This is a genomic window from Cryobacterium sp. 10I1 (genome assembly GCF_035019805.1).
In the GTDB taxonomy this organism is placed as follows: domain Bacteria; phylum Actinomycetota; class Actinomycetes; order Actinomycetales; family Microbacteriaceae; genus Cryobacterium; species Cryobacterium glucosi.
In genome coordinates this window covers 1-22,078 of the sequence record NZ_JASJVF010000037.1, presented here as the reverse complement: position 1 = coordinate 22,078, position 22,078 = coordinate 1, and the positions used below count along the sequence as shown (strand labels likewise).

Annotated in this window: 15 protein-coding genes and 1 pseudogene; 5 read left to right on the top strand and 11 right to left on the bottom strand. The window is 69.7% G+C overall.

All coding sequences use genetic code 11. The annotated features are described in order from the left end of the window. Positions 1 to 107: 107 nt before the first annotated feature. The 6 genes from QN345_RS05725 to QN345_RS05700 form a co-directional block, all read right to left on the bottom strand. A complete protein-coding gene (locus QN345_RS05725) occupies positions 108 to 1,415 on the bottom strand; it encodes a DUF58 domain-containing protein (protein ID WP_323508493.1) in 1,308 nt (435 codons plus the stop codon). Then, positions 1,412 to 2,422 (bottom strand): AAA family ATPase, encoded by a 1,011-nt coding sequence (locus tag QN345_RS05720; RefSeq protein WP_241975398.1) that lies wholly within the window; start codon positions 2,420 to 2,422, stop codon positions 1,412 to 1,414. Before QN345_RS05720 ends, QN345_RS05725 begins: the two co-directional genes overlap by 4 nt. A gap of 75 nt (positions 2,423 to 2,497) precedes the next feature. Then, positions 2,498 to 8,500, bottom strand: a complete 6,003-nt coding sequence (locus QN345_RS05715) for an Ig-like domain-containing protein (RefSeq protein ID WP_323508492.1) — start codon at positions 8,498 to 8,500, stop codon at positions 2,498 to 2,500. Then, on the bottom strand, positions 8,497 to 10,035 hold the full coding sequence (locus QN345_RS05710) for a serine/threonine-protein kinase (RefSeq protein WP_322188209.1): 1,539 nt from the start codon (positions 10,033 to 10,035) through the stop codon (positions 8,497 to 8,499). Before QN345_RS05710 ends, QN345_RS05715 begins: the two co-directional genes overlap by 4 nt. A gap of 150 nt (positions 10,036 to 10,185) precedes the next feature. Then, positions 10,186 to 11,076, bottom strand: a complete 891-nt coding sequence (locus QN345_RS05705) for a PP2C family protein-serine/threonine phosphatase (protein WP_322188211.1) — start codon at positions 11,074 to 11,076, stop codon at positions 10,186 to 10,188. Further along, complete coding sequence (locus QN345_RS05700) at positions 11,073 to 12,206, bottom strand: FHA domain-containing protein (protein ID WP_323508491.1); 1,134 nt, start codon at positions 12,204 to 12,206, stop codon at positions 11,073 to 11,075. The genes QN345_RS05705 and QN345_RS05700 overlap by 4 nt, the downstream gene beginning before the upstream one ends. Positions 12,207 to 12,383: 177 nt before the next feature. Here QN345_RS05700 and QN345_RS05695 point away from each other — a divergent pair, with 177 nt between their 5' ends. Continuing rightward, complete coding sequence (locus tag QN345_RS05695; protein WP_134445884.1) at positions 12,384 to 12,866, top strand: Lrp/AsnC family transcriptional regulator; 483 nt, start codon at positions 12,384 to 12,386, stop codon at positions 12,864 to 12,866. Positions 12,867 to 12,869: 3 nt separating this feature from the next. Further along, a complete protein-coding gene (locus tag QN345_RS05690; RefSeq protein ID WP_255454089.1) occupies positions 12,870 to 14,372 on the top strand; it encodes an aspartate aminotransferase family protein in 1,503 nt (500 codons plus the stop codon). A 113-nt stretch (positions 14,373 to 14,485) separates the two neighbouring features. Here QN345_RS05690 and QN345_RS05685 read toward each other — a convergent pair whose 3' ends face one another. Further along, on the bottom strand, positions 14,486 to 15,691 hold the full coding sequence (locus tag QN345_RS05685; RefSeq protein ID WP_166787222.1) for a DUF4192 domain-containing protein: 1,206 nt from the start codon (positions 15,689 to 15,691) through the stop codon (positions 14,486 to 14,488). A gap of 110 nt (positions 15,692 to 15,801) precedes the next feature. Between QN345_RS05685 and QN345_RS05680 the strand changes: the two genes are divergently transcribed. Both QN345_RS05680 and QN345_RS20555 read left to right on the top strand, forming a co-directional pair. Beyond that, complete coding sequence (locus tag QN345_RS05680; RefSeq protein ID WP_322188216.1) at positions 15,802 to 16,983, top strand: MarP family serine protease; 1,182 nt, start codon at positions 15,802 to 15,804, stop codon at positions 16,981 to 16,983. 70 nt (positions 16,984 to 17,053) lie between these two features. Further along, on the top strand, positions 17,054 to 17,803 hold the full coding sequence (locus QN345_RS20555) for an RNase H family protein (protein ID WP_134445887.1): 750 nt from the start codon (positions 17,054 to 17,056) through the stop codon (positions 17,801 to 17,803). Positions 17,804 to 17,808: 5 nt separating this feature from the next. Here the strand turns inward: QN345_RS20555 and QN345_RS05670 are convergent, their stop codons facing one another. From QN345_RS05670 to QN345_RS05655, 4 genes are all read right to left on the bottom strand, one after another. Continuing rightward, on the bottom strand, positions 17,809 to 18,099 hold the full coding sequence (locus QN345_RS05670; RefSeq protein WP_134445888.1) for a hypothetical protein: 291 nt from the start codon (positions 18,097 to 18,099) through the stop codon (positions 17,809 to 17,811). A 21-nt stretch (positions 18,100 to 18,120) separates the two neighbouring features. Continuing rightward, a complete protein-coding gene (locus tag QN345_RS05665) occupies positions 18,121 to 19,047 on the bottom strand; it encodes a Pvc16 family protein (RefSeq protein ID WP_134445889.1) in 927 nt (308 codons plus the stop codon). A 91-nt stretch (positions 19,048 to 19,138) separates the two neighbouring features. Beyond that, complete coding sequence (menC, locus tag QN345_RS05660; protein WP_134445890.1) at positions 19,139 to 20,248, bottom strand: o-succinylbenzoate synthase; 1,110 nt, start codon at positions 20,246 to 20,248, stop codon at positions 19,139 to 19,141. A gap of 76 nt (positions 20,249 to 20,324) precedes the next feature. Beyond that, on the bottom strand, positions 20,325 to 21,788 hold the full coding sequence (locus QN345_RS05655) for a cryptochrome/photolyase family protein (RefSeq protein ID WP_322188218.1): 1,464 nt from the start codon (positions 21,786 to 21,788) through the stop codon (positions 20,325 to 20,327). A gap of 91 nt (positions 21,789 to 21,879) precedes the next feature. Between QN345_RS05655 and QN345_RS05650 the strand changes: the two are divergent. Further along, positions 21,880 to 22,078 (top strand): annotated as a pseudogene (locus QN345_RS05650) (DUF2236 domain-containing protein); the annotation flags it as partial.

Genomic DNA, 22,078 nt, shown 5'->3' with positions numbered 1-22,078 from the left:
CCCGTAGACCGGCCAGAGAGTCACGGCCGCGACCATCGTCGCGAGCAGCAGCGCGGCCGTGTTCCCGACGATGAAGGCGGCGGATGCGCGGGGCTGCACTCTCCCGGTCACGCGGCAACCCCCTTGGCGAGGCTCTGCTGCAGGTCTTCGAGGAAGCCGATGGTGAGAACGCTGAGCTCGGCGACGCGCCGGAGGCTCGGCACGGACTCTGTCGCGCAGACGACGGCCACGACTTCGACCCCGCCGGGGAAATGCGTCGCCGCTGCGCGCAGCTCGGCGAGGCTCACCGTTGAGCCGTACACGAGGAAGGCGACGGAAACACCGGCGACGGCATCCGCTGCGGACTGGGCGAGCGCGCCGAGCGGCAACGCGTCCGCCGTGCGATCCACTCGGCACAGGTCGTCGAGCAGGCGGGTGATCGTCAGGGTGCTGAGCCTTTCGGCGGCGGGACGCTGCTTCGTGCCTGCCCGGTTCGGCCGGTGCTGCACCTGGTCCCGGATCGCCCGCACCCCGAGCGAACCGGCGACGCTCACGGCGAGTTCGAATTCCTCGTCGTCGGCGTAGTCGTCTGCGGCGAGGCTCAGTGCGACCAGAAGGTGACTGCGCCGGGACTCCTCGTACTGGCGCACCATGAGGCGGCCGGTCTTCGCGGTGCTCTTCCAGTGGATGCTGCGCCGTTCATCCCCCGGCACGTATTCGCGCAGGGCATGGAAGGACATGTCGAGGTTGGTGAGGTCACGGGTGGGGTTTCCCTCGAGGTCACGGATGAACCCTGTGCTCATGCTCGGAATCGGGAGGGTGCGCGGGTGCACGAAGAGATCGACACGTTCCGCCCAGACGAGTTCCCGGCGCACGAGGCCGACCGGGTCCGCGCGCACCGTCCGCACCGGCCCGATCGGGATGATCCCGCGCCGCACGGTCGGGACGATGAAGACGTCCTCGAAGCTTGCGCCCCTGGCGAGCCCGGGCATGGCGAACTCGGCGAGGCCGAGGCCGACGGGAACCTCGACCCCGACGCCAGGCAGCCGGCGGCCGGTCGGGTTGCGCACGATCAGTTCACCGGGAACCCGTTCCCCCACGACGACCCGGTCCACGGGAACCCTGAGCCGGATCTGGTACGCGGTCCGCCCGAACAGGAAGCCGAAGGAAGCCAGGACGAGCGCGAGTCCAGCCCAGCCGAGCACCACGAGTTCGGTCCAGCCGAGCAGGTAGCCGGTCGCGAGGGCGACGGCGGCGGATGCGAGCACGCTCCAGCCGAGGACCGTGACGACGGCAGTGGCGAGCCGCCAGGTCGTCGTCAGCAGCGCACCGGTCGCCAGGACGGCACGGACCGAGTGCACGAGCAGCACGGCGAGACGACCGTCGGCGGTGTCCTCGCCGAGGCCGTTCGGACGTGCGCCGCCTAGATCGCTCACGCGGCCTGCCGGTCTCCCGGCGGAGGCGTCTCGATCAGGATGCGCGCAACGATGCTCGAGGGTGTGACACCGTCGAACTCGGCCTCCGGATCGAGCAGGAGCCGGTGCGCGAGGACCGCCTCTGCGAGCTGCTTCACGTCGTCGGGAATGACGTAGTGCCGCCCGTTGGCCGCGGCGAGGGTCTTCGCTGTGCGGATGAGGGCGAGCGCCCCGCGCACGCTCGCGCCGAGGCGCACCTCGGTGGTCGTGCGCGTCGCGTCGACCAGGCGGGAGACGTAGTCGTTGATCGAGGGGTCGACGTGGACCGTCCTGGCGAGCGCGGCGAGTTCGACGACCGTCGCGGCAGAGACGACGGCGGGGATGACGACCGCGTGCGCACGCCGTCCGGCACCCTCGAGGATCCGGATCGTCGAGGCGTGGTCGGGATAGCCGATCGAGGCCTTCATGATGAACCGGTCGAGCTGGGCTTCTGGCAGCCGGTAGGTGCCCGCCTGCTCGATCGGGTTCTGGGTGGCGATCACCATGAACGGTTCGGCAACGGGGTGCGTCACACCGTCCGCGGTGATCTGCTCCTCCTCCATCACCTCGAGCAGCGCCGCCTGGGTCTTCGGGCTCGCGCGGTTGATCTCGTCGGCGAGCACGATGTTCGCGAACACGGGACCGCGGTGGAATTCGAAGGCGCCGTTGCGCTGGTCGTAGATGCTGACACCGGTGATGTCGCCGGGGAGCAGGTCCGGGGTGAACTGGATCCGGTTGCTGGTGCCCTGGACGCTCTGCGCGATCGCCCTGGCGAGGCTCGTCTTGCCGGTGCCAGGCACGTCTTCGAGCAGCAGGTGACCGCCGCTGAGCAGCGCGGTGAAAGCCATCCGGATGACGTGGTGCTTGCCGAGCAGCACCCGTTCGACCCCGGAGACGAGCCGTTCGAAGACCTCGGCGAATTGCGCGGCCTCCCCTGCGGTCATCGTGGCGGCGGCCGCCTGCTCGGTCGAGTTCGTCGGGGCATTCATCGGGCCGGTCCTTGGGATAGTCATCTCAGTGTCTTTCGGGTCTTCATGGGAACAGTCTCAACAGTTTCATCGATCTCATCGGTCGTAGTTGTACACCGGGTTGCCCGTGCCGAGCCCGAGGTCGACGGAAACAGCGAGGCGGGCCGTGCCTGCTGGTGCGGGAGCGGCGAGAGTGCAGCTGGTGGGGCCACCTGCCACGGGCGCCGTACCCGGGTCCGTCGGCACCGAACAGCTGTATCCGGTCGTGTATGCGCCGTTGTCCGGGCCGTTCGTCCAGCCGAAGACGCCGGTTGCCGGGTCGTAGGCCAGGCCGGTCACGGCGAGGCTGACGGATGCCGCCGGTGCCGTCATCGTCGCGGACCAGGCCCCACACGTGCCCCAGGTGGCCGAGGTGTCGCACGCGCGCACCTGGTAGCTGAACGGTGCGCCGAAGACCGTCGGGGTCAGCAGCTGGCGTGGCAGGGCGGTCGCGGTGAAGGTCGCGCTCGCGCCGGGGGTCCCCGTCGCGGCGTCGACGGCCCGGACTTCATAGCCCGTGACGCCGGCGCCCGGGCTGACCGGCGTGATCTGCAGGTCGTATGCCGTGTCGTGCATCCCCATCGAGGCTCCCGGGTCGGTGACCGCGCCGGGAGTCGACTGCACCTGAACGGTGGTGACCTGGCTGTTGGTGCAGCCGGCCCTGTTGTATGCCCAGACCACGAAGGAGTACGACGCGGTGTCCGAGGTGAGTCCGGTGAAGTCGACGCTCGTGGCGCCTGCTCCGAGGTTCCTGAGCTCGGCGACGTTCGCGCCGGTGTGGGGAACGACGACGGTGCCGGGGGCCGGGGAGGTGACCGTGCACGCCTGGTTCCCCGTCGGCACCGTTCCGTTCGTGAGGCGTTGCACGAAGTATCCGCCGACGGGGTCGCCGGAACCGGAGAAGGCATCCCACGCGACGTGGACGGTGCCGGCGGCACCGGCCGATGCGGAGACCGCGCCGGCCGTCGGCGCACCGTAAGGCGTGCCCTGGGTCGAAGCGGATGTCCACGCTGAGAGGGCGGGATATGACTCGTTGCGGGCGCTCACGCTCACCGGAACGAATGCGCCGTTGGCGAGGCCGTTCACCGTGAGCGAGCACCGGGTGGCCCCGCAGCCAGGACCCGTCGCGTTCACGGCGGGCTGGGCCGTGCCGTTGACGGTGACCAGGTAGTCCGTAATCGGGGAACCCGCACCGTTCGGAACGGGTGCCCAGCTGATCGTCAAGCCGCCGTTGAGCGGCGCGGCCGCGAGATTTCCGGGCGCCGACGGCACGACATCGGACCAGACGGTGTCGGCGAGCGCGGTCGTCGCGCCGAGGCCGAGGCCGTTGCGCGCTGCGACAGAGACGCGGACAGCGTTGGCCCGCCCGTTGCCGCCGGTCGGGACCGTGCACGAGGTCGCCTGGCAGGTGGTGGTGCTGATCGCTGCGCCCGTCACGGCATTCACGAGGGTGATCTCGTAGCCGGTGACGGCGGAGTTGTTGGCGGCGCCGGGGTTGAAGGCGACCGCGAGACGGGTGTCCGAGAACCCGGTCACGGAGAGGCTCGTCACCGGGTCCGGCCGGTCCTGAACCGAGATCCGCACGGTGCCCCAGGCGTAACGGTTCGGGTCGTTCGTCGCGTCGGCGACCTCGTACTCGAGGTTCGTGTCCGCGGCAGCGGCGTTCGCTGCGACCTGCACGCTGAGTGTGCTGTTGTCGGCGCTCGGGGTGATCCTGACCCCGGCAGGGATCCCGGCACCGCCGAGTCCGCGCACGGCGACGACCCGGAGCGGGACCTGTGGGAACGGGTTGGCCGCGCCGTCGTTGGCGAGCACGTCGACGACGGTCGTCTGGCCGCGGGGGGCGATCGCGACATCCGCCGCCGGGATGGCGAGCGGCCGGGTGGACGCGACGACACTCATCTCGATGCGCCCGGCCCGACCGGGCGTACCGCCGGCCGAGACGCCGATCGTGATGGACCCGTGGCCGCCCTGCCCACCCGAGGCCGGCAGCGTCGTGGTCCTGGCGTGCAGTGTCAGCTGCTGGCCATCGAGCGAGTAGTCGAATCCGACCGGTTTCGGGTCGAGCACCGAGTACACGAGGGAGGCCTGGTCGTTCGGGTACGGGTAGGACGTCAGTTTGGACAGGTCGATGACCTTGGTCTGGTCGGGTTCGAAGTCGAGTACGGCGCCGTCGAAGGCCGGCGGCTGGTTCGCCTGCGGCGTCACCGTGATCGGGAGAACGATCGTGGCCGTGTGGCCATCCGGGTCTCCTGCGCCGGTGCCGTCCGTGACGACGAACGACACCGAGGCCGGACCGTAGTACTGGTCCGCGCTCGTGAAGGCGATGCTCGTGTCCGAGGTGGCGAGGTCTGCACCGTTGGACCGGGTGGCGTGCACGAGGCTCCGGTCGGTGAGGCGCACCTGCTTGCCGCCGACGGCGACGACGTAGTCGTTGATCGGGATGGTGAGGTTGGCGCCGCTCGCGACGGTGAGCGCGGGAACGCCCTTCCGCAGTTGCGGCAGGGCGTCGGTGTACCCCGGCACCCAGATGAACGCGAGGGCGGTGATGCTCGCGTCGTCGGGGTTCGCGACCTGGAACGGGATGATCTGGCTCGTGGCGTGCACGGTCACCCGGACGCGCTTGGCGTCTGTGACCCTCGCGGAGTCGGCCCAGGACTCGGGGACGCTCAGCGCCAGGCCGCGGGCCGGCCCGTCGGCGAAGGTCACGTTGGCGAGAACGTCGACGTCGACGGTGCCGCCCGCGAGCACGTCGGAGAGGGTCAGGTGGGTGTCCCTGGCCTCTGGCCTGGCACGCGGGGCATCCGCACGCACGACGACGGTGAGGAATGTCGAGCTGGTACCGCCGCGCTCGTTGCTGATCTCGTAGATGAAGCCGAACCGGCCGGGTGTCGCAGGAGCCGTGACCGCGATGGTGTCCCCGGCGATCATGGCCGTGCCGTGGTCGGCCGCGAGGTCGGCAGGGGTGCCGCTCGGTTCGACGGCGCTGATCGTGAGCCGGCCGCCGTCGGGGTCCGAGTCGTTGGCGAGCACGTGAACGGAGACGGTGCTTCCCGGACGCACCACGACGTCGTCGGGGGCCGCGACAGGGTTGCGGGCGCCGTCGAGGCGCGGGCTGATCCCGATCCGCACGGTGCCGATCGCCCGAGCGCCGAGGGCGTCGACGACGGCGTAGCTGAACGTGTCGGTTCCTGCGGAGTATTCCCCGGCCTGGTACCGGAACGTGTCCGTCCCGTCCGCGGTGACGGATCCCTTCTCCGGGTTGGTCTCCTGGCCGACGAGCTGGACCGAGTCGCCGTCAGGGTCGATCCCGGTGAGCGGGATCGACACTTCGACGGTGCCGCCGGAGAGCACCCGCGCGGTCACCGTCTTCGGGACGGGCGGATTGTTGGTGCTCGGGTCGGCTTCGCGCACCGAGATGCGCACCTCCGCGTTGGCATACTGGCCGTCGGGGGCGTTCACCCGGTACACCGCGGTATACGTGCCGGGGGTGGCCGGCGCGAGGTAACGCAGCACGGTTCCCGCGGCGAAGAGCAGGCCTGCGCCCGGGGGCAGGCCGGAGGCGAGGACGGGGTCCAGGGTCAGCGAGTCACCGTCCGGCTGTTCGTCGTTCGCGAGGACCGGGATGTCGATGGTGTCGCCGACCCGGACGGTCGCGGTGTCCGCAACGGCGATCGGGGCCTGTTTCTGACCGAGCGCGGGGATTTCGACGACGGTGACGGTGCCCTCGGCATCGGCGAGCCCGTTGCTGATCCGGTACCCGAAACTGAGCCCGCCGTCCGGCAGCGGACGGGTCAGGGTGACCCGGAGGATCCGCTGGTCGAGGATCTCGATCCGCATGCCGCTGGACGCCGGCACGTTCATCGTCCCGGTGATCAGCAGCACTCCGTTCGCAGGGTCGAAGTCGCTCGCGAGCACGTCGACGAGGGTGGCCTGCTGGCCTCGGATGAAGGCCGTGTGGGGAACGGTGACGGGGGTGCTGTTGGCGTCGGCGGCGGGAGCGACGTCGACGCGCACCCTTCCCGTCGCGGTGAGCTGCCCGTCGGTGACCGAGTACTCGATCTCGTGGACCCCCGGGGTGCTGCTCAGGAACCGGAACGCACCGGAGGCGAAGTCGGGGGTGATCGTGGCATCCGGCTTGGCAGGGACGCTCGAAAGCCGCAGCGGCGCCGACCCGCCGCGGGCGTGGTCGAGCGGGGACACCGAGACTTCGGCCCCCGCAGTCGCGAGCACGATGAAGGAGTCAGCAACGATCGGCACGGCGCCGCTCGCGCGCACGGAGACGGTCAGCGAGCCCGTGCCGAGCAGGCGGCCGTCGGAGACGCTCAGGCCGACCCGTTTGTCATCAGCGTTCGTGCCGGCATCCGTGAAGACGACGGCGCCTGCGGGGGTGAAGCTCAGCAGGTCGGGGCCCGCGGCGGACGCTGAGGCGAGGTAGACCGGGTCGCCGTCGGGGTCGATCCAGTCGCCGAGCACCTGGCTTGTCACCCGGCCGCCGGCACGCACGGTCGCGTGGGTGGTCCGCACCTGCTCGGGAGCGGAGTTCTCCCCCGGCGCCCTGAGAGTGACGGTGACGGTTGCGGATGCGCTCCCGCCACGGCCGTCGTTGATCGTGTATCCGAAGCGAAGCTGACCGGTTGCCGCCTCCGCGACGGTGAGCTGCACCTGCTGGTTGTTGCCGACGAGGTCGAGCCGGCCGTCGGTCGCATCGATCGGTGTGACCGATTCGATCACGAGCACGTCCCCGTTCGGATCGGAGTCGTTGAGGAGCACGGGGAGGGTCACGATCCGGCCGGGCCGGGCTCCGAAGGAGTCGTCCACGGCGACGGGCGGGGCCTGCACCTTGTCGTAGACCGGAGGGGTGTCATCGCCGTTGGTCTCGATGCGCTGGGTGTCCGGGGTCGTGTCGATCAGGTCGGCCCAGTTGTCGATCAGCTGGTTGTCGCGCTGGACCGCCCAGGTCGAACCGTTGTGCGCATCGTTCAGCACGAGCCCGGTGCCGTTGCGCCGGAAGGCGAGCCTGGCGTTGTCGTTGAGCCCGGTGAGGGTCGTCGTCGTGCCGGACTGCGTTCCACGGGAGCCTCCGGACGCTCCCGACGCCGAGACGCCGGACCCGGCGTCGCCGCAGTCGCGCCAGGCCGTGCCATCCGACCAGGCGGCATAGGCGCACTGTCCGGCGGTGTCCGGGGCCGCCGCTGTGCCGTTCCGGCCGCTGACGAGCACGGTCGGGGCGCCGCCGGAGAGCGGGACGGCGACGAGCCCCTGCTCGTGGGCGATCAGCACGCGGGAGCCGGAGAGACTCGGCTGCTGCAGGGCGGGGGCGCCGCCGTCGACGATCAACCCGGACAGGTCGACGTCCCTGCCATCGAGGAACAGGTGCCGCGAGGTCGCGTTGAGCAGCGCCCAGGCGCCGTTCACGCTCGTCAGCTGATAATCGTCGCCCGGCGACCCCGCGCTGAGCGTCTGGCTCGAGGTGACCGTTCCGCTTCCGGAGGGCGCCTGGGCGAGGGCGCCCGTCGCGGGAGTGAATGAGACCAGGGTTCCGGTGTCGTCAACGCTCACGACCGAGCCGGCGCCGAGGGAGAGGGTCGGCGCGGTCGCCGTGTCGAAGCTCGCGAGCCGGCTCGTCGGGGTCTCCCACACATCGCCGTTCGAGGCGATCAGGGTGCGGGTTCCTGCGAGGAACACGGCGGGCGCCCGGGGCGGCAGTGCAACGCTGCGCACGATCGTTGCCGTGGCCGGGTCGAGGATGTCGAGGGAGCTGTTGCCGGTGTCGAGCACGAGGACCGTCGCTCCGGACTGGAGCACGTCGAGATTGGAACTCTCGCTCGTCACGACCGTGTTGAGTTCCATCACCGCCGTGTTCGCCCGGCCGACAGCCTGGCGGGTCTCGTTGGTGACCCAGACGGCGGCATCGCCGAGGTCAAGACGCTGGGCGGTGTACCCGCCGGACACGACAGCGGTCGTCACGACGAGGGCCAGGACGAGCGTTCCGCCGAGGGCCGTCGCCCACGCCGAGCGGTGCGCAGCGAACTGGCGGGAGACCCAGAGACGGATCACGAAGCGTCGCCGCCTCTGGTCAGGTCACCGCGCGTGCTTCCGGTCACGGACCCGCCGGCGTCGACGCACTTCTCGCCGCTCGCGCCCCCGGTGCGCCCGTCCCGGTTCACGGCGACGCTTGCGCAGACCCTGGCCTGTCCGTGCGGGTCGACGCTGAACTCAGTGCCCTTCTGGATGCTGCTCTCTCCGGTGCGGAGGGTGATCACGTAGCTGTCCCCCTGGGCGATGCCCGGGTCAGCCCAGCCGAACACGACCATGCCGTCCCGCAGCTCCCCGGAGACATTGCTCACGGTCGGCAGCCCTGGCGTCGCCTGGTGCGAGAGCGCCGACGCCGTAACGACGGCGAGAACGACGATGACGACGGATGCCGCAACGAGCGCCCAGACGAGCACCGAACGCCGCCAGACCCCCGGCACCGAGCCCCTGGCTGTGGCGCGGGACCTGCCCCTGGCCGTGCCCGCGCTGCCCGCAGTCCCCGCCGAACCGTCGAACCCAGAGGGGCTGCGCGCGCCGGAGGTGTCGGCGAGCGCGCCGGCCGCCGAACGGCGCCCTCGTGGCGCCTGATGCACCCGGCGGCGGCGCGGCTCCTGGTACGCATTGATCGAATTCACGGCGGAGATGCGGGTGCGGTCGTCGTCGTCGACGCCGTTCTCAGCGGCCCAGTCCTCGTCGGCGACCTCGAGCCGGGTGGGGAGGAGGCCCAGTTCGGCCTCGACGGACTGCAGCTCCCTGATGAGCTCGAGCATGCTGCCCTGGCGCGACTCCGGACGCCGGGACATCGCGCGCTGGAGGATGAGCTCGAGCCTGCCCGGGACATCCGAGCGGCCGATCGCCGGGACCCTGGCCTTGTTGATGCGGGAGATGAGCTGGGCCGAGCTGTTCTCGGCGCCGGGAATCTCGAACGGCGAATGACCGGCGAGGAAGGAGTACAGGGTGGCGCCGAGGGACCAGACCTCGGAGGCGACGGAGCCGGAGACCTCGTCGAGGAGGACTTCCGGAGCGGACCAGGGGATGGACAGCCCGACCGCTTCGACGTTTCTGGTCTCGCTCACCGTGGCCGCGATGCCGAAGTCGCCGAGAACGGCATGCCCGTAGCGGGTGACGAGGATGTTCGAGGGCTTGAGGTCCCGGTGCAGCATGCCGGCCTGGTGCGCGGCCTGGACGGCGTTCGCGATGGTGATGCCGACCTGGAGCACTTCAGGGACGCCGAGAGGCTCTGTGCGGTAGCGCTGGCTGAGCGCCGGAGAGCACTGTTCCATCACGAGGTATGGGCGTCCGTCGGCCGAGACGCCGGCCTGGAAAACGGTCAGGATCGACGGGTGCGAGCTCAGCGAGGCCATCAGGTTGGCCTCGGCCTGGAACAGCTGCCGGACCTGGTCGTTGACGACCTCGGCGAGGAGCACCTTGACCGCGACCTGTCGGCGCGGAAGGTCCTGCTGGTAGAGGAAGACGTCGGCGAAGCCTCCGGAGCCGAGCACCCGGAGGTAGGAGAACCCCGGCAGGTTCGGGGGCGTCGACGGTAATCGTCGCTGCATCGCGGCCTCCCCGTCTCGCTCTCGCCAATGGTCCCTGGACTGGTCCGTGAACGCGCATCGAACGGGTATCACGACTGGCGTCACTCAAGTTTAGGCAGTTGCCCCGCACGTGTCCGGGATGCTGCTCCCCCAACTCAGGGGGTGTCGAAATCAGTGCGTGTCGAGATGGCCGATGTCGAGCGGGCCGGTGTCGGCGTCCTGCGAGGCGGACGGGCCGCCGGTTCCCAGGTCCTCTTCACGGTCTTCGCTGTCTTCGCTGTCTTCGATATCGAGGACGTCGAGGACGATCACCGTCACGTTGTCACGACCGCCGTTCTCGAGCGCGGCCTCGACGAGCGCCTTCGCGGCGTCGTCCGGGTCCGGGTTCGAGATCAGGAAATGCCGGATGCCGTATGCGGTGAGTTCCTTGGTCAACCCGTCGGAGCAGATCAGGAGGCGCATCCCCGGGTGCACAGGCAGCACACGGTAATCGGGGATCGGCGCCTCGTGGAACCCGACGGCGCGGGTGATGATATTGCCGTGCGGATGGACATCCGCTTCGTCGCGGGTGATCCGGCCCGCGTCGACGAGTTCCTGCACGACGGAATGGTCGATGGTGATCTGTTCGAGCACACCGGAGGTGAGCAGGTAGACCCGGGAGTCGCCGATGTTGAACACGACCCACTGGGGAGCGCCGGACACGAGGGTGAGTGCGGCTCCCGTCACCGTGGTCCCGGTGCCGAGGTCGGTCACGCCGACTCCGGACGCCATGTCCGTGACCGCGAGGCCGAGCGCCGCGTTGATGGCCGCATTCTGCGGCGAGTCCCGCCCGGCAAGTTCGGCGAGCCGGTGCACGACGGCCGCGCTCGCGACGTCGCCAGCGGAATGCCCGCCCATGCCGTCCGCGACCGCGAATATGGGCGGCGCGGATATCAGGCTGTCTTCATTGACTTCGCGGCGATGCCCGGTGTCGGTGAGTGCGGCCCACGCGAGCGAGACCGTCTTCTTCACCGAGGGGAAAGCGACCTCGAATCCGCCTGAGCCTTGACCAATCTGGGTCACGGGTGGTGCCTTCCACGATGTGCTGGGAAATACGGAGCCGACTCGGTGCCGCTCGCCGGGATGATCTCGATGATGTTATCGTCCCCGATGTCTATTCTCGTACCCGGAGGCACAGTTCGGGAATCGCCGGGACGGAGCCGCTCCCTGCGCCCGTCCGCGGAGACCACGATGGTGCCGTTCCGGGAGCCCGCGTCAGTGACGACGATGACGTCCCCCACCTGCCGGATGTCGACGTGGGTCGCGGACACGAGCGAGCCGGCAGAGACGACGGCCACGAGAGTGATGCCCGGCCCGACGGGGATGCGCGGCTGTGCGGGGCGCCTGCCCAGCCGATATGGACGGTCGAGAGGGAACTCACGGCCGTCGGACAGCCGGAACCGGGCGAGTGGCGGACGGAGGGCTGCGCCGGTCGCGGTGTCCTCGGTGTCCTCGGTGTCCTCGGTGTCCTCGGTGTCCTCGGTGTCCTCGGTGTCCTCGGTGTCCTCGGTGTCCTCGGTCTCCTCGAGCTGGCGGATCACGGTGTCACCCGCCCCGCGGATCACCGTGTCGTCCGGCCTGCGGATCACCGTGTCGTCCGCCCCGCGGATCACCGTGTCGTCCGGCCTGCGGATCACCGTGTCGTCCGGCCTGCGGATCACCGTGTCATTCGGCAGGCGCATCGCGGTGTCGTCCGTTTCGGCCGCCAGGCCGCCTGGCGACCAGCGCGCCGTCCGGCCGACCACTGTGCCCTGTTCGTTCCCGGTTCCGCTTCCAGCGGGTACGGCGGCGGGCGCCGCCGTGTCCGGGGAACCGATCACGACGACGGTCACTGCGGAGAAATCGGCGAGGTTCCAGGGCCGGATCCCCTGGTCGGTGAAGCGTCGTGATCCGCCGACCGAAAACACGTCGACGGCGATCTGTCCGCGCACGACGACGGTCACGGCGGACTCATCCGCTGCTGCACGGATCACGAGCGCGAAGGACTCGAGTGCATCGGAGCCACCGAGCGGCAACAGTCCGACGAGGGCCTCTGCCGAGACGCTGGCGTCTCCGGCCCTGCTCGAGAGCGCCGTGACGAGGCCACGGGGCGCGTCGGTCGGGACCGCGGCGACGAAGGAGCGGCCGGCCACGAACATCCACTCTGGGTCCATGGGACTCCCTTCGTCCTCCTAGGATCTTCACCGTATCCCGAGTACGCGGATCCGCCGTGCGGCGCGGGGAGACCCCACGCACCGGCAAAACCCTCCGAGATATGGAATCCGCAGCATTTGCCGTAAAAAGCTGCGGAATCGCTTGCCGGGGGAGGGTCTCGCTGGCATAATCGCTGGATGGTCGCAAACGGACGTACCACGCCGGGCAAGCCGGTACCCCTCGATGACGTCTCGAAGAAAATCATCGAGCAGCTGCAGGTCGACGGGCGCAGGTCGTACGCGGAGATCGGCAAGGCCGTCGGACTCAGCGAGGCCGCCGTGCGCCAGCGGGTGCAGAAGCTCACGGATGGCGGGGTCATGCAGGTCGTGGCCGTCACCGACCCGATGCAGCTCGGTTTCTTCCGCCAGGCCATGATCGGCATCCGTGCCTCGGGAGACACCCGGATACTGGCGGAACTGCTCGCCGCGATGCCGGCCGTTGACTACGTCGTGCTGACAGCAGGCTCCTTCGACATCCTCGTCGAGGTCGTCTGCGAGGACGACGATGAGCTCCTCGACCTGCTCAACTCCCAGATCCGCAACCTCGACGGGGTCAGGTCCACTGAAACATTCGTCTATCTCAAACTCCACAAACAGTTCTACAACTGGGGAACACGGTAAAAAATGACACTCTCAGAACCCTTGCTCGAATCCGTTCCCGCTTCGCCCGCGGTCGTCAGCGCTGACGCAACCGGTGCGGATGCCGCCGCTACGCCGGAGGATGCCGGGCCCACCGTCTACACGGACGCCGAGAACGCGGCCATGCAGCAGAAGGCCAAGGACCATCTCTGGATGCATTTCTCACGCCAGTCGGTCGTCGAATCCGGCGCGGGCGTTCCGATCATCACGAAGGGCCTCGGACACCACATCTGGGACTCGAACGGAAAGAAGTACATCGACGGCCTGAGCGGCCTCTTCACGGTCAATGCCGGGCACGGGCGCAAGCGCCTCGCCCAGGCGGCCGCCAAGCAGGCGGAGGAACTCGCGTTCTTCCCGATCTGGTCGTACGCGCACCCGAACGCGATCGAGCTGGCCGACCGGCTCGCCTCGTTCGCTCCCGGCGACCTCAACCGCGTCTTCTACTCGACAGGTGGCGGCGAGGCCGTCGAGACCGCGTTCAAGCTCGCCAAGTACTACTGGAAGCTTCAGGGCCGCCCGACCAAGCACAAGGTCATCTCCCGCAATGTCGCCTATCACGGCACGCCGCAGGGAGCCCTCGCGATCACGGGTATCCCCGCGATGAAGGAAATGTTCGAACCGGTCACCCCAGGTGGCCTCCGGGTGCCCAACACGAACTTCTACCGGGCGGACGAGATGGGCTCCGGCTTCGGCGACGACATCGAGAAGTTCGGCCTCTGGGCGGCGAACCGGATCGAGGAGATGATCCAGTTCGAGGGGCCTGAGACGGTCGCCGCCGTGTTCCTCGAGCCCGTGCAGAACTCCGGCGGATGCTTCCCGCCGCCCCCCGGCTACTTCAAGCGCGTGCGCGAGATCTGCGACAAGTACGACGTGCTCCTCGTCGCCGACGAGGTCATCACCGCGTTCGGCCGGATCGGGAACATGTTCGCCTCGACGACCTTCGGCATCGAACCGGACATGATCACCTGCGCGAAGGGCATGACGAGCGGTTACTCGCCGATCGGCGCGACGATCGTCTCCGACCGCATCTACGAGCCGTTCAAGCACGGCGACACGACGTTCTATCACGGCTATACCTTCGGCGGGCACCCGGTCTCCTCCGCGGTCGCGCTCGCTAACCTCGACATCTTCGAGGAAGAAGGGCTCAACGAGAACGTCCGCACGAACTCGCCGATCTTCCGCGCCGAGCTCGAGAAGCTGCTCGCGCTGCCGATCGTCGGCGACGTGCGCGGCGAGGGCTACTTCTTCGGGATCGAACTCGTCAAGGACAAGGGCACGAAGGAGACGTTCAGCGACGAGGAATCCGAACGCCTGCTTCGCGGCTACCTGTCCAAGGCGCTCTACTCCGCCGGGCTGTACTGCCGCGCCGACGACCGCGGCGACCCCGTCGTGCAGCTCGCTCCCCCGCTGACCATCGGTCCGTCCGAGTTCCGCGAGATCGGCGACATCCTCTACGGCGTGCTCGCGGAGGCCCCGAAGTACCTGTAGGAGTCGCGGGCAGGACACCGAGCGCTGGGGTTCCGCCGTTTCGCTTGTGGTGCACCACCGGCGGAACGGCGGAGCACCCGCGTTCGACCCCGCAGTGCCGCTCGCGTGGTCGATCAGGTGTCACCGGCGTCATCCGCCGGCACCGCGAACGCCCACTCGGGCAGGTGCCCGGCGGAGACGACGGTGAGCAGCAGCCTGGCCATGCCGTATTCCGGGTCGATCGCCAGGGCCTGGTCGATGAAGATCCCGGCGACCGAGCTGCGCCCGAGCGCCCACGACAGCCAGGCGAGCATGCACAGTGGCGCGGGGCGCACTCGTTTCGGAGCTAGCGCGACCAGTGTCTTCAGGAGGTCGATACCGCGTTCGATCCGTTCAGGGTCAGGACGTTGCGAGACGGATCCGAGCATGAGGTCGCCGGTCTGCGCGAGGTCCCCCGTTGCGCCGGATCCGGCCTGCTCCTCTGCGACGATGTCGTCCATGCTGCGGCCGGTCTCGCGCTGGATCGCGGCATACCGTTCGTTCAGTTCGTGCGTCACCCGCCCGATCTCCTCGCCGAACGCGATCTGCAGCATGACCTGGTCGCGCCGGGCCGGGCTCTTCAGCAGGAACAGCAGGGTTGCTGCCTGTTCGGCGTCGAGAGCGGAGGGGTCCCGTTCGAGCGCGGCCTCCGTTGTCGACACCGGGTCGAGGATGTCCCCGACCATGGCCACGAGTTCGGGCAGGTCGGGCGCGTCGGGAACCTGGGACCCGAGGCATTCGTACCGGGTCAGCCTCCTGGCGCAGCGGTCCCGGAGCGCGAGGTCGACCTTCGGCAGGTCGGCCCGGCTCACGAGGTGCCCGAGTTCACGCCGGGCCTCCGGCGGCAGGTCGCGGTTCACCGGGGACTCCGCGATCTCGGACAGCGGCCGCCCGCCCGCCGGGCAGGCGGGGTCGAGATAGGAACCCCAGCCGTCTGCGGCGACGCACAGGGAATCCCGGACGAGGAAGCCGGACAGTTCGGCCCGGCGGCCCAGGATTTCCGCGAAGCGCTCACCGGGGATGCCCGGCACGTCCGCGAACCGTTCGTCGGTGTAGAGGACGGGTACGACGGCGTCCACCCCCTCGATCTTGCACAGCGTGCCGACGAGAGTGGTCGCGACGCGGCGGAGGACCGTGCGTGCGAGGTCGGGTTCCGGCAGGTTGAAGCGCAGGGCTCCGCAGGTGCGGTTGCCGCGGAAGGCGACGAGGACCACGCTGCGCTCGGGCTGGAACCCGGCGAGCTGTGGCACGAGGGCGAGGAAGTCGTGGGCTTCCTTGGTCTTCACGATGGTCGGTGTCATGCGGACACTCTCCCGGGGCGTTCCCTCCCCGGGTGCGCTCGCTGGGGATCGGTGCATAACTCGCGCAAGGAACGCAACCTGTGCATAACTCCCCACGTAGTCTTGGAGCTATGCCCATTTCGACCATCGTGGACGTCCTCCTCGTCCTGCTCCTGCTGGGCTATGTCGTCTCCGGCTACCGCAGCGGCCTGATCGGCAGCCTGAGCGGCATCGCCGGCCTCGTCGCCGGCGGTATCGCCGCATACTTCCTCGTTCCGCTCGTCGGAGCCTGGGTGCCTGCAGCGGAGTGGCGCACCGCAGCGACCCTCGCCACCGCCGCCGTCCTCCTGCTCGGCGGCCTGTCGATCGGCGGAACCCTCGGCAGGGTGCTCCGTCCCCGAGCGGCCCGAAGACGGCTGCTCGTCGTCGACCGGGTGTTCGGCGCCGGCATCGCCGTCGTCGTCGCAGCGAGCATCGTGTCGATGCTCGCCTTCAGCATCGGGTCGCTCGGGGTGCCGGTCCTGTCGCCCGCGATCGCCTCGTCGACGGTGGTGCGGTCGATCAACTCGCTCACGCCCGATCCGGTCAAGGCCTTCCTCGCCCAGCTGCGTGCGATGGTCGTCACCGAGGGCATCCCTCGGGTCATCGAGGCCTTCAACGGGCCGGTGCCCACGGTTCCCGTCGTCACCGGCACGAGCGCCGAACTGCTCGCCGCGCAGGATTCCGTGCTCAAGATCGTCGGGACGGCATATGCCTGCGGGCAGAACCAGTCCGGGAGCGGCTTCGTCATCGCGCCGGGCCGGGTGCTGACCAACGCGCACGTCGTCGCGGGCGTCTCAGAGCCCGTCGTCGAGTCGGCTGACGGCACGGCCCGCGCGGGAAACGTCGTGTACTTCGACCCGGCGGCCGACCTCGCCGTCATCGCCGTCGCTGGGCTCGATGCCGAACCTCTCGGCCTCGGTGCGGACCTCGCGACAGGAAGCCTGGCCGTGAGCGACGGCTATCCGTACGGCGGACCGTTCGAAACCGGACCCGCGGAGGTCGTCGCGGTCGCACCGGCTGTCGTCGGTGACATCTACGGCGACAATCCGACCTCCCGGTCGATCTACACGCTCGCGGCGGACATCCAGCACGGCGAGTCCGGCGGGCCGCTGCTCAATCAGGACGGCAAGGTCGTCGGCGTCGTCTTCGCGAAGTCGACGGTCACCGCCAACATCGGCTACGCCCTCGCGATGGAGTCCGTCACCCCCGTCGCCGCAGAGGCCGCATCGCTCACAGACTCCGTCGAGCCCGGGCACTGCGTCGTCGGCTAGCTTCACCCGGTCAATGCGAAAATAGGGAAGAACACCGGGGAGCGAGACCGCTCCCCGAGGAGAGGCCACCATGACCATCACCGCTGCCGCCGACGGTTCGGCCCTCGGCAACCCGGGACCGGCCGGCTGGGCCTGGTACGTCGACGACTCCTGCTGGGACGCCGGCGGCTGGAAGCACGCCACCAACAACCAGGGCGAGCTCAAGGCCGTCCTCGAGCTCTTCCGCGCGACCGCGCACCTCGACGAGGACCTCCTCGTGCTGTGCGACAGCCAGTACGTGATCAACTCGGTGACCAAGTGGATGCGCGGCTGGAAGGCCAAGGGCTGGCGCAAGGCCGACGGCAAGCCGGTGCTGAACCTCGAGTTGCTCCAGGAGATCGACGCGGCGCTCGCCGGCCGTCGCTACCGGTTCGAATGGGTCAAGGGACACGCGAACCATCCGCTCAACGAGGCAGCGGATGCCCGGGCCAGGGCCGTCTCCGAGGCGTACCAGCGCGGTGGGCCGATCCCGAAGGGTCCCGGGTTCGTGCGGGCGGGCACCCCGGCGGCACCGGCGGCCCAGACGGCCCCTGCGGTTCCTGCGGTCGGCCCTGCAGCCGGTGCCGCCTCGCGAGAGCAGAAGCCGGCCGTGCGCCGGGCCGTTTCCGCTCCGCCCGCGCGCGCGGCGCATCCGGAGTTGTTCTCGTTCGACGACGCCGCAGACCCCGCCGCCGCACATGAGGTCTCCCTCACGCTCACCGCCGAGCAGCATGCCCGCCTCACCGCACACGCAGCGCGCCTCGGGCTGACGGTTGAGGACGCGCTCCGCACCCTGATCTAGCGGGGTCAGTGGACGGGCAGCCAGCGGCCGTGGACGCGCTCGGTGACCTGCCACGTGATCACTCCCGCGCGGACGCGGGTGCCCGCGAGGGTGTGCGCGCCGATTCGGACCGCTGAGGCCGCATCGTCCGCGGTGAAGCGCACGGTCGCGCGCGCCGAACCGGCCACGACGGCCAGGTCGGACGCCTCGACGGTCGTGAGCTCGGCCGCGGCGGCCGCAGCAGCCGGCAGGACGGAGTCGGGGGCGACCCCGGGTTGCAGGCTGCCGATGGTCATGGTGATCCGGAACGAGGGCATTCCCTCAGCGTAAGCGGGGCTTCAGCGAGCGGGGAACCGCACCTCGACCCGGGCGCGATCGGCGAGCTCGTCGCCGGAGAGATCCGTGAGCGCGATGATCACGACGCTCGGGGCGTTCCCGAGCCGGTCGAGCACCGCTCCCACGTCGATCGCGGCGTACGGGTCGTCGGGGTCGAGTTCCTCGGGGCGCACGCCGAAGACGGCGTCGGCGTCGTCGACCAGGAGTACGGCGCCCTCTTCTTTCACCCGTTCGAACAGCCGATCGAGCGTCGCATCGGTCTCCTCGGGGGACGACGCGACGACACTGTCGAGCCCGACGGTGACGAGGGCCTTGCCGAGCTCGCTCGCAGCGGATGCCGCCGCCGCGGCCTTCGCACCGGCATCCGTGCCGCTGAACACGGCGATCGCCCCGGCGCCCGCGAGCTTCACGACGTCCCGGATCGTTCCGAGCTTCGTGACCCGTTCCGTCGTGTCGAGTGTGAATGACGCCATCACCGCGAACGAAACGCGCAGGGGGGCGGCGGATGCCTGCCAGAGCGAGGTGAGCACCTCGGTCGTGAGCGGAGAGGGGGTGAGCCAGACCTGGAGTTTCTCGCTCGACGTCACGGGAACCGTGAGTACCGGATGCCGTTCGATCGCGGCCTGTGCGGTGCCGAAGTCGCGGTGGCTTGCCGCGTCGGTGTCCTCGATGTCGGCCGCGAAGGCGCTCACGAGATAGCGCAACTCCGCGATGACCCGGCTGGGCCCATGCTGTGCGCTCGCCTCGCGATAGCTGATCAGGCTGTCGCTGTAGAGGAACAGGTTGATCGACGACCCGGTGACCCCGGTGCGTGCGACGTCGAGGCTGCGCGCCGTCACGTTCAGTCCGAAGGGCGACCCGGCGAGCATCGACTGGAGCGCCACAGTCGTGGCCGCGATCACCTGCCCGTAGTTCGAGAGCGAGGACATGGCGACTCCGGCTTCTGGGGCAGTGGACCCGCCACCGATTTCACGCTACTCCGCCTGACCGCGCAGGTCGAGGACTTCTCGTGCCGCTGGATCAGAAACGGATGTCCGAACTCGACACGGTGAGGTCGTGGAGCACGTCGGGCAGCACCTCCACGCCGATGCCCGGCCCGGTCGGAACCCGGAGGTGGCCGTCCTCGAGCACGAACGGCTTCGTCAGGTCCTGGGCGTAGTAGCGGCTCGAGGCGGAGGTGTCCCCCGGAAGAACGAAGTTGGGCAGCCCGGCGAGCGCCACGTTCGCCGCCCGGCCGATGCCGGTCTCGAGCATGCCGCCGCACCAGACCGGAACGCCGTGGGCGGCCGCGACGTCGTGGATCCGCCTGGCCTCGAGGTAGCCGCCGACCCGGGAGGGCTTGACGTTGATGATGCTGCACGCGCCGAGGGTGATCGCTGCGGCGGCGTCCCTGGCCGACTCGATCGATTCATCGAGGCAGACCGGGGTCTGGATGAGGGTCGCGAGGGCGGCGTGCCCGAGCATGTCGTCTTCTGCGAGCGGCTGTTCGATCAGGAGCAGGTCGAAGGGGTCGAGCCTGGCGAGGTGGCGGGCGTCAGCGAGTGTGTATGCGGTGTTCGCGTCGACCTGGAGCAGCACGTCGGGCCCGAAGCGCTCGCGCACGGCACGCACGGGGGCGAGATCCCAGCCCGGCTCGATCTTGAGCTTGATCCGGAGGTACCCCTCGTCGAGGTAGCCCTCGACGGCGGCGAGGAGCCGGTCGATCGAGTCCATGATCCCGACGGAGACCCCGGCGGGGACGAGGTCGCTCACCGCTCCGAGGTAGCCCCCGAACGAGACTCCCGAGGTGCGGAGCTGGGCGTCGAGGATCGCGGTCTCGAGGGCGGCCTTCGACATCCGGTGCCCTTTGACCGCGGCGAGCGCCGGTGCGACCCGCTCGGCGGTGAGGCGTTCGCCGGCCGCGTTCAGCCGCGGGGCGAGGTGGTCGCGGATCACGAGTTCGCAGCCGTCGAGGAACTCCGAACTGTAGAGGGGCTCGGCCTCCGCGGCGCATTCGGCCCAGCCCTCGGAATCCGCCGTTGTCACGTGCACGAGGAGGGCCTCGCGCTCGGACACCGAGCCGAAGGAGGTACGGAACGGGCTGACGAGCGGCAGGCGCACCCGACGCAGTTCGATGTTCTCGATCTTCATCCCGGTTTCCTCCGTCTCGCGCCCCGGCCACGAGCGCCCTCCCCCTGAATCTAACGCTTCGAAAGAACCCGGGAGCTCACCACACCGTGCGAGAGCGCTCCTGCGCGACGACGGCCTCACGGTCGGCGAGACGTCGCAGTCCGGCCAGCGGCTGGCTCATCCGGTGGTTGCCGCGGATGCGCGGCTCGACCCTGTCGAGGAAGGCCCAGTAGCCGGCCGTGAATGGGCAGGCATCCTCGCCGAGTCGTTTCTTCGGGTTGAACGGGCAGCCGCCGCAGAAATCGCTCATCGTCGAGATGTATGCGCCGCCCGACGCGTATGGCTTGGTCGCGACTATGCCGCCGTCGGCATGCTGGGACATCCCGACGACGTTGGCCGGCATCACCCACGGTGTGCCGTCCACGAACGCCGCAATGAACCAGTCGTTCAGCTCGCCCGGGTGATAGCCGCGCTGCATGGCCTGGTTGCCCAGGATCATCAGGCGCTGGATGTGATGGGCCCAGCCGGTGTCGGCAACGGCGTTCAGCACGTGGCTGACGCACGCCGCGCGCACGCCGGAGCCGTCGAGCTCACGGAACGACCGGGGCAACGGCTCGTGGGCGCCCAGGAAATTGCTGTCGCCGACGTAGTCGGGTCCGAGGTGCCAGTAGAGGTGCCATACCCAGTCCCGCCAGCCCATCAGCTGGCGGACGACCGCCTCGACGCTCTGCAGCGGCGCCGCGCCGCTCGCATGGGCCGAGACGACCGCATCGATCACCTCCCGCGGGTGCAACAGCCCCAGGTTCAGCGGAACGCTCAACCGGGAGTGCGCCATCGCATCGTCTCCGCGCAGCGACGCGTCCTCGAAGGGACCGAAGTCGTTCAGCCGGGTCTCGATGAAGTCGTCGAGGGCGGCAAGGGCTTCGGCCCGGGTCGCGGCGAAGCGTCGCGGTCCGTCCCGGCCGATCAGGGTGATCCGGCCATCCGCCTGGAGCCGGTCGAGGTCGCGGCGCACCTCGGCGTCGATCTCGTCTTCGACCGGGGTCCACGGGTCGGGCAGGCCGAGGCCGACGGCCCCACGGGGCGGCGGGCGGCGGTTGTCGTGGTCGAAGTTGAACCGGCCGCCTTCGGGGTCTGGGCCGCGCATCAGGACGCCGGTCCGGGCGCGCACCGAGCGGTAGAACTGCTCGAGCACCAGCCGGGAGGCCGGTCGGCCCGCCGCCCAGTCCGCGAAGTCGGCCTCGCTCGTGACGAAACCCCTGCTGGGCAGCACGTCGGCCCCGAGTTCGGCCACGAGCGCCCGCGCCCCCCAGCTGGTGGGATCGATCACCTCGAGCGGGCGTCCGGAGAGCACGTCGCGATAGTGCTCCGCGCGCAGGAATTCCACCCGATCGCCGAGTTCCCGCGCCCGGTGCCGCAGTGCGCTGAGGATCAGGTGCGCCTTCGCCCGGTGGTACGGCCAGCGGCCAAGGACCCCGACGGCCTCGACCAGGACGATCGGTCCGCCGTCATCGAAATGCGGTCCGAGCTGGTCGGCGAACAGGAATCGGGGCACCGGCATGGTCGTGATTCTAGAGCCGGGCAAGCGCATCAGATTCCGCCGGTCGTGCCGTTCGGGGCGGATGCCCAGCCGGCGCCGGTTAACCTCGGGTATGGGCAGGTTCACGGACAGCTGGCGGTCGCATCTCCTCTCGACGCTGTCCGGAAACTCCGAGGGACGGCCCTCGTGGGTGGAGAAGATGGAACTCGGCGAGGACGCCGGTTTCTTCGGACCGGGGTCGGCCGCGTGGGCGGTGCACGGCGGGATGGCGACGATGGTCGCCGGGATCCGCGCGCTGCTGATGCAGACCC

Bases quoted from the DNA above. Each gene is read 5' to 3' on its own strand.
- QN345_RS05720 (WP_241975398.1), bottom strand. From the start codon at position 2,422: ATGAATGCCCCGACGAACTCGACCGAGCAGGCGGCCGCCGCCACGATG.
- QN345_RS05710 (WP_322188209.1), bottom strand. From the start codon at position 10,035: ATGCAGCGACGATTACCGTCGACGCCCCCGAACCTGCCGGGGTTCTCC.
- QN345_RS05700 (WP_323508491.1), bottom strand. From the start codon at position 12,206: ATGGACCCAGAGTGGATGTTCGTGGCCGGCCGCTCCTTCGTCGCCGCG.
- QN345_RS05695 (WP_134445884.1), top strand. From the start codon at position 12,384: ATGGTCGCAAACGGACGTACCACGCCGGGCAAGCCGGTACCCCTCGAT.
- QN345_RS05690 (WP_255454089.1), top strand. From the start codon at position 12,870: ATGACACTCTCAGAACCCTTGCTCGAATCCGTTCCCGCTTCGCCCGCG.
- QN345_RS05685 (WP_166787222.1), bottom strand. From the start codon at position 15,691: ATGACACCGACCATCGTGAAGACCAAGGAAGCCCACGACTTCCTCGCC.
- QN345_RS05680 (WP_322188216.1), top strand. From the start codon at position 15,802: ATGCCCATTTCGACCATCGTGGACGTCCTCCTCGTCCTGCTCCTGCTG.
- QN345_RS20555 (WP_134445887.1), top strand. From the start codon at position 17,054: ATGACCATCACCGCTGCCGCCGACGGTTCGGCCCTCGGCAACCCGGGA.
- QN345_RS05670 (WP_134445888.1), bottom strand. From the start codon at position 18,099: ATGCCCTCGTTCCGGATCACCATGACCATCGGCAGCCTGCAACCCGGG.
- QN345_RS05665 (WP_134445889.1), bottom strand. From the start codon at position 19,047: ATGTCCTCGCTCTCGAACTACGGGCAGGTGATCGCGGCCACGACTGTG.
- menC (WP_134445890.1), bottom strand. From the start codon at position 20,248: ATGAAGATCGAGAACATCGAACTGCGTCGGGTGCGCCTGCCGCTCGTC.
- QN345_RS05655 (WP_322188218.1), bottom strand. From the start codon at position 21,788: ATGCCGGTGCCCCGATTCCTGTTCGCCGACCAGCTCGGACCGCATTTC.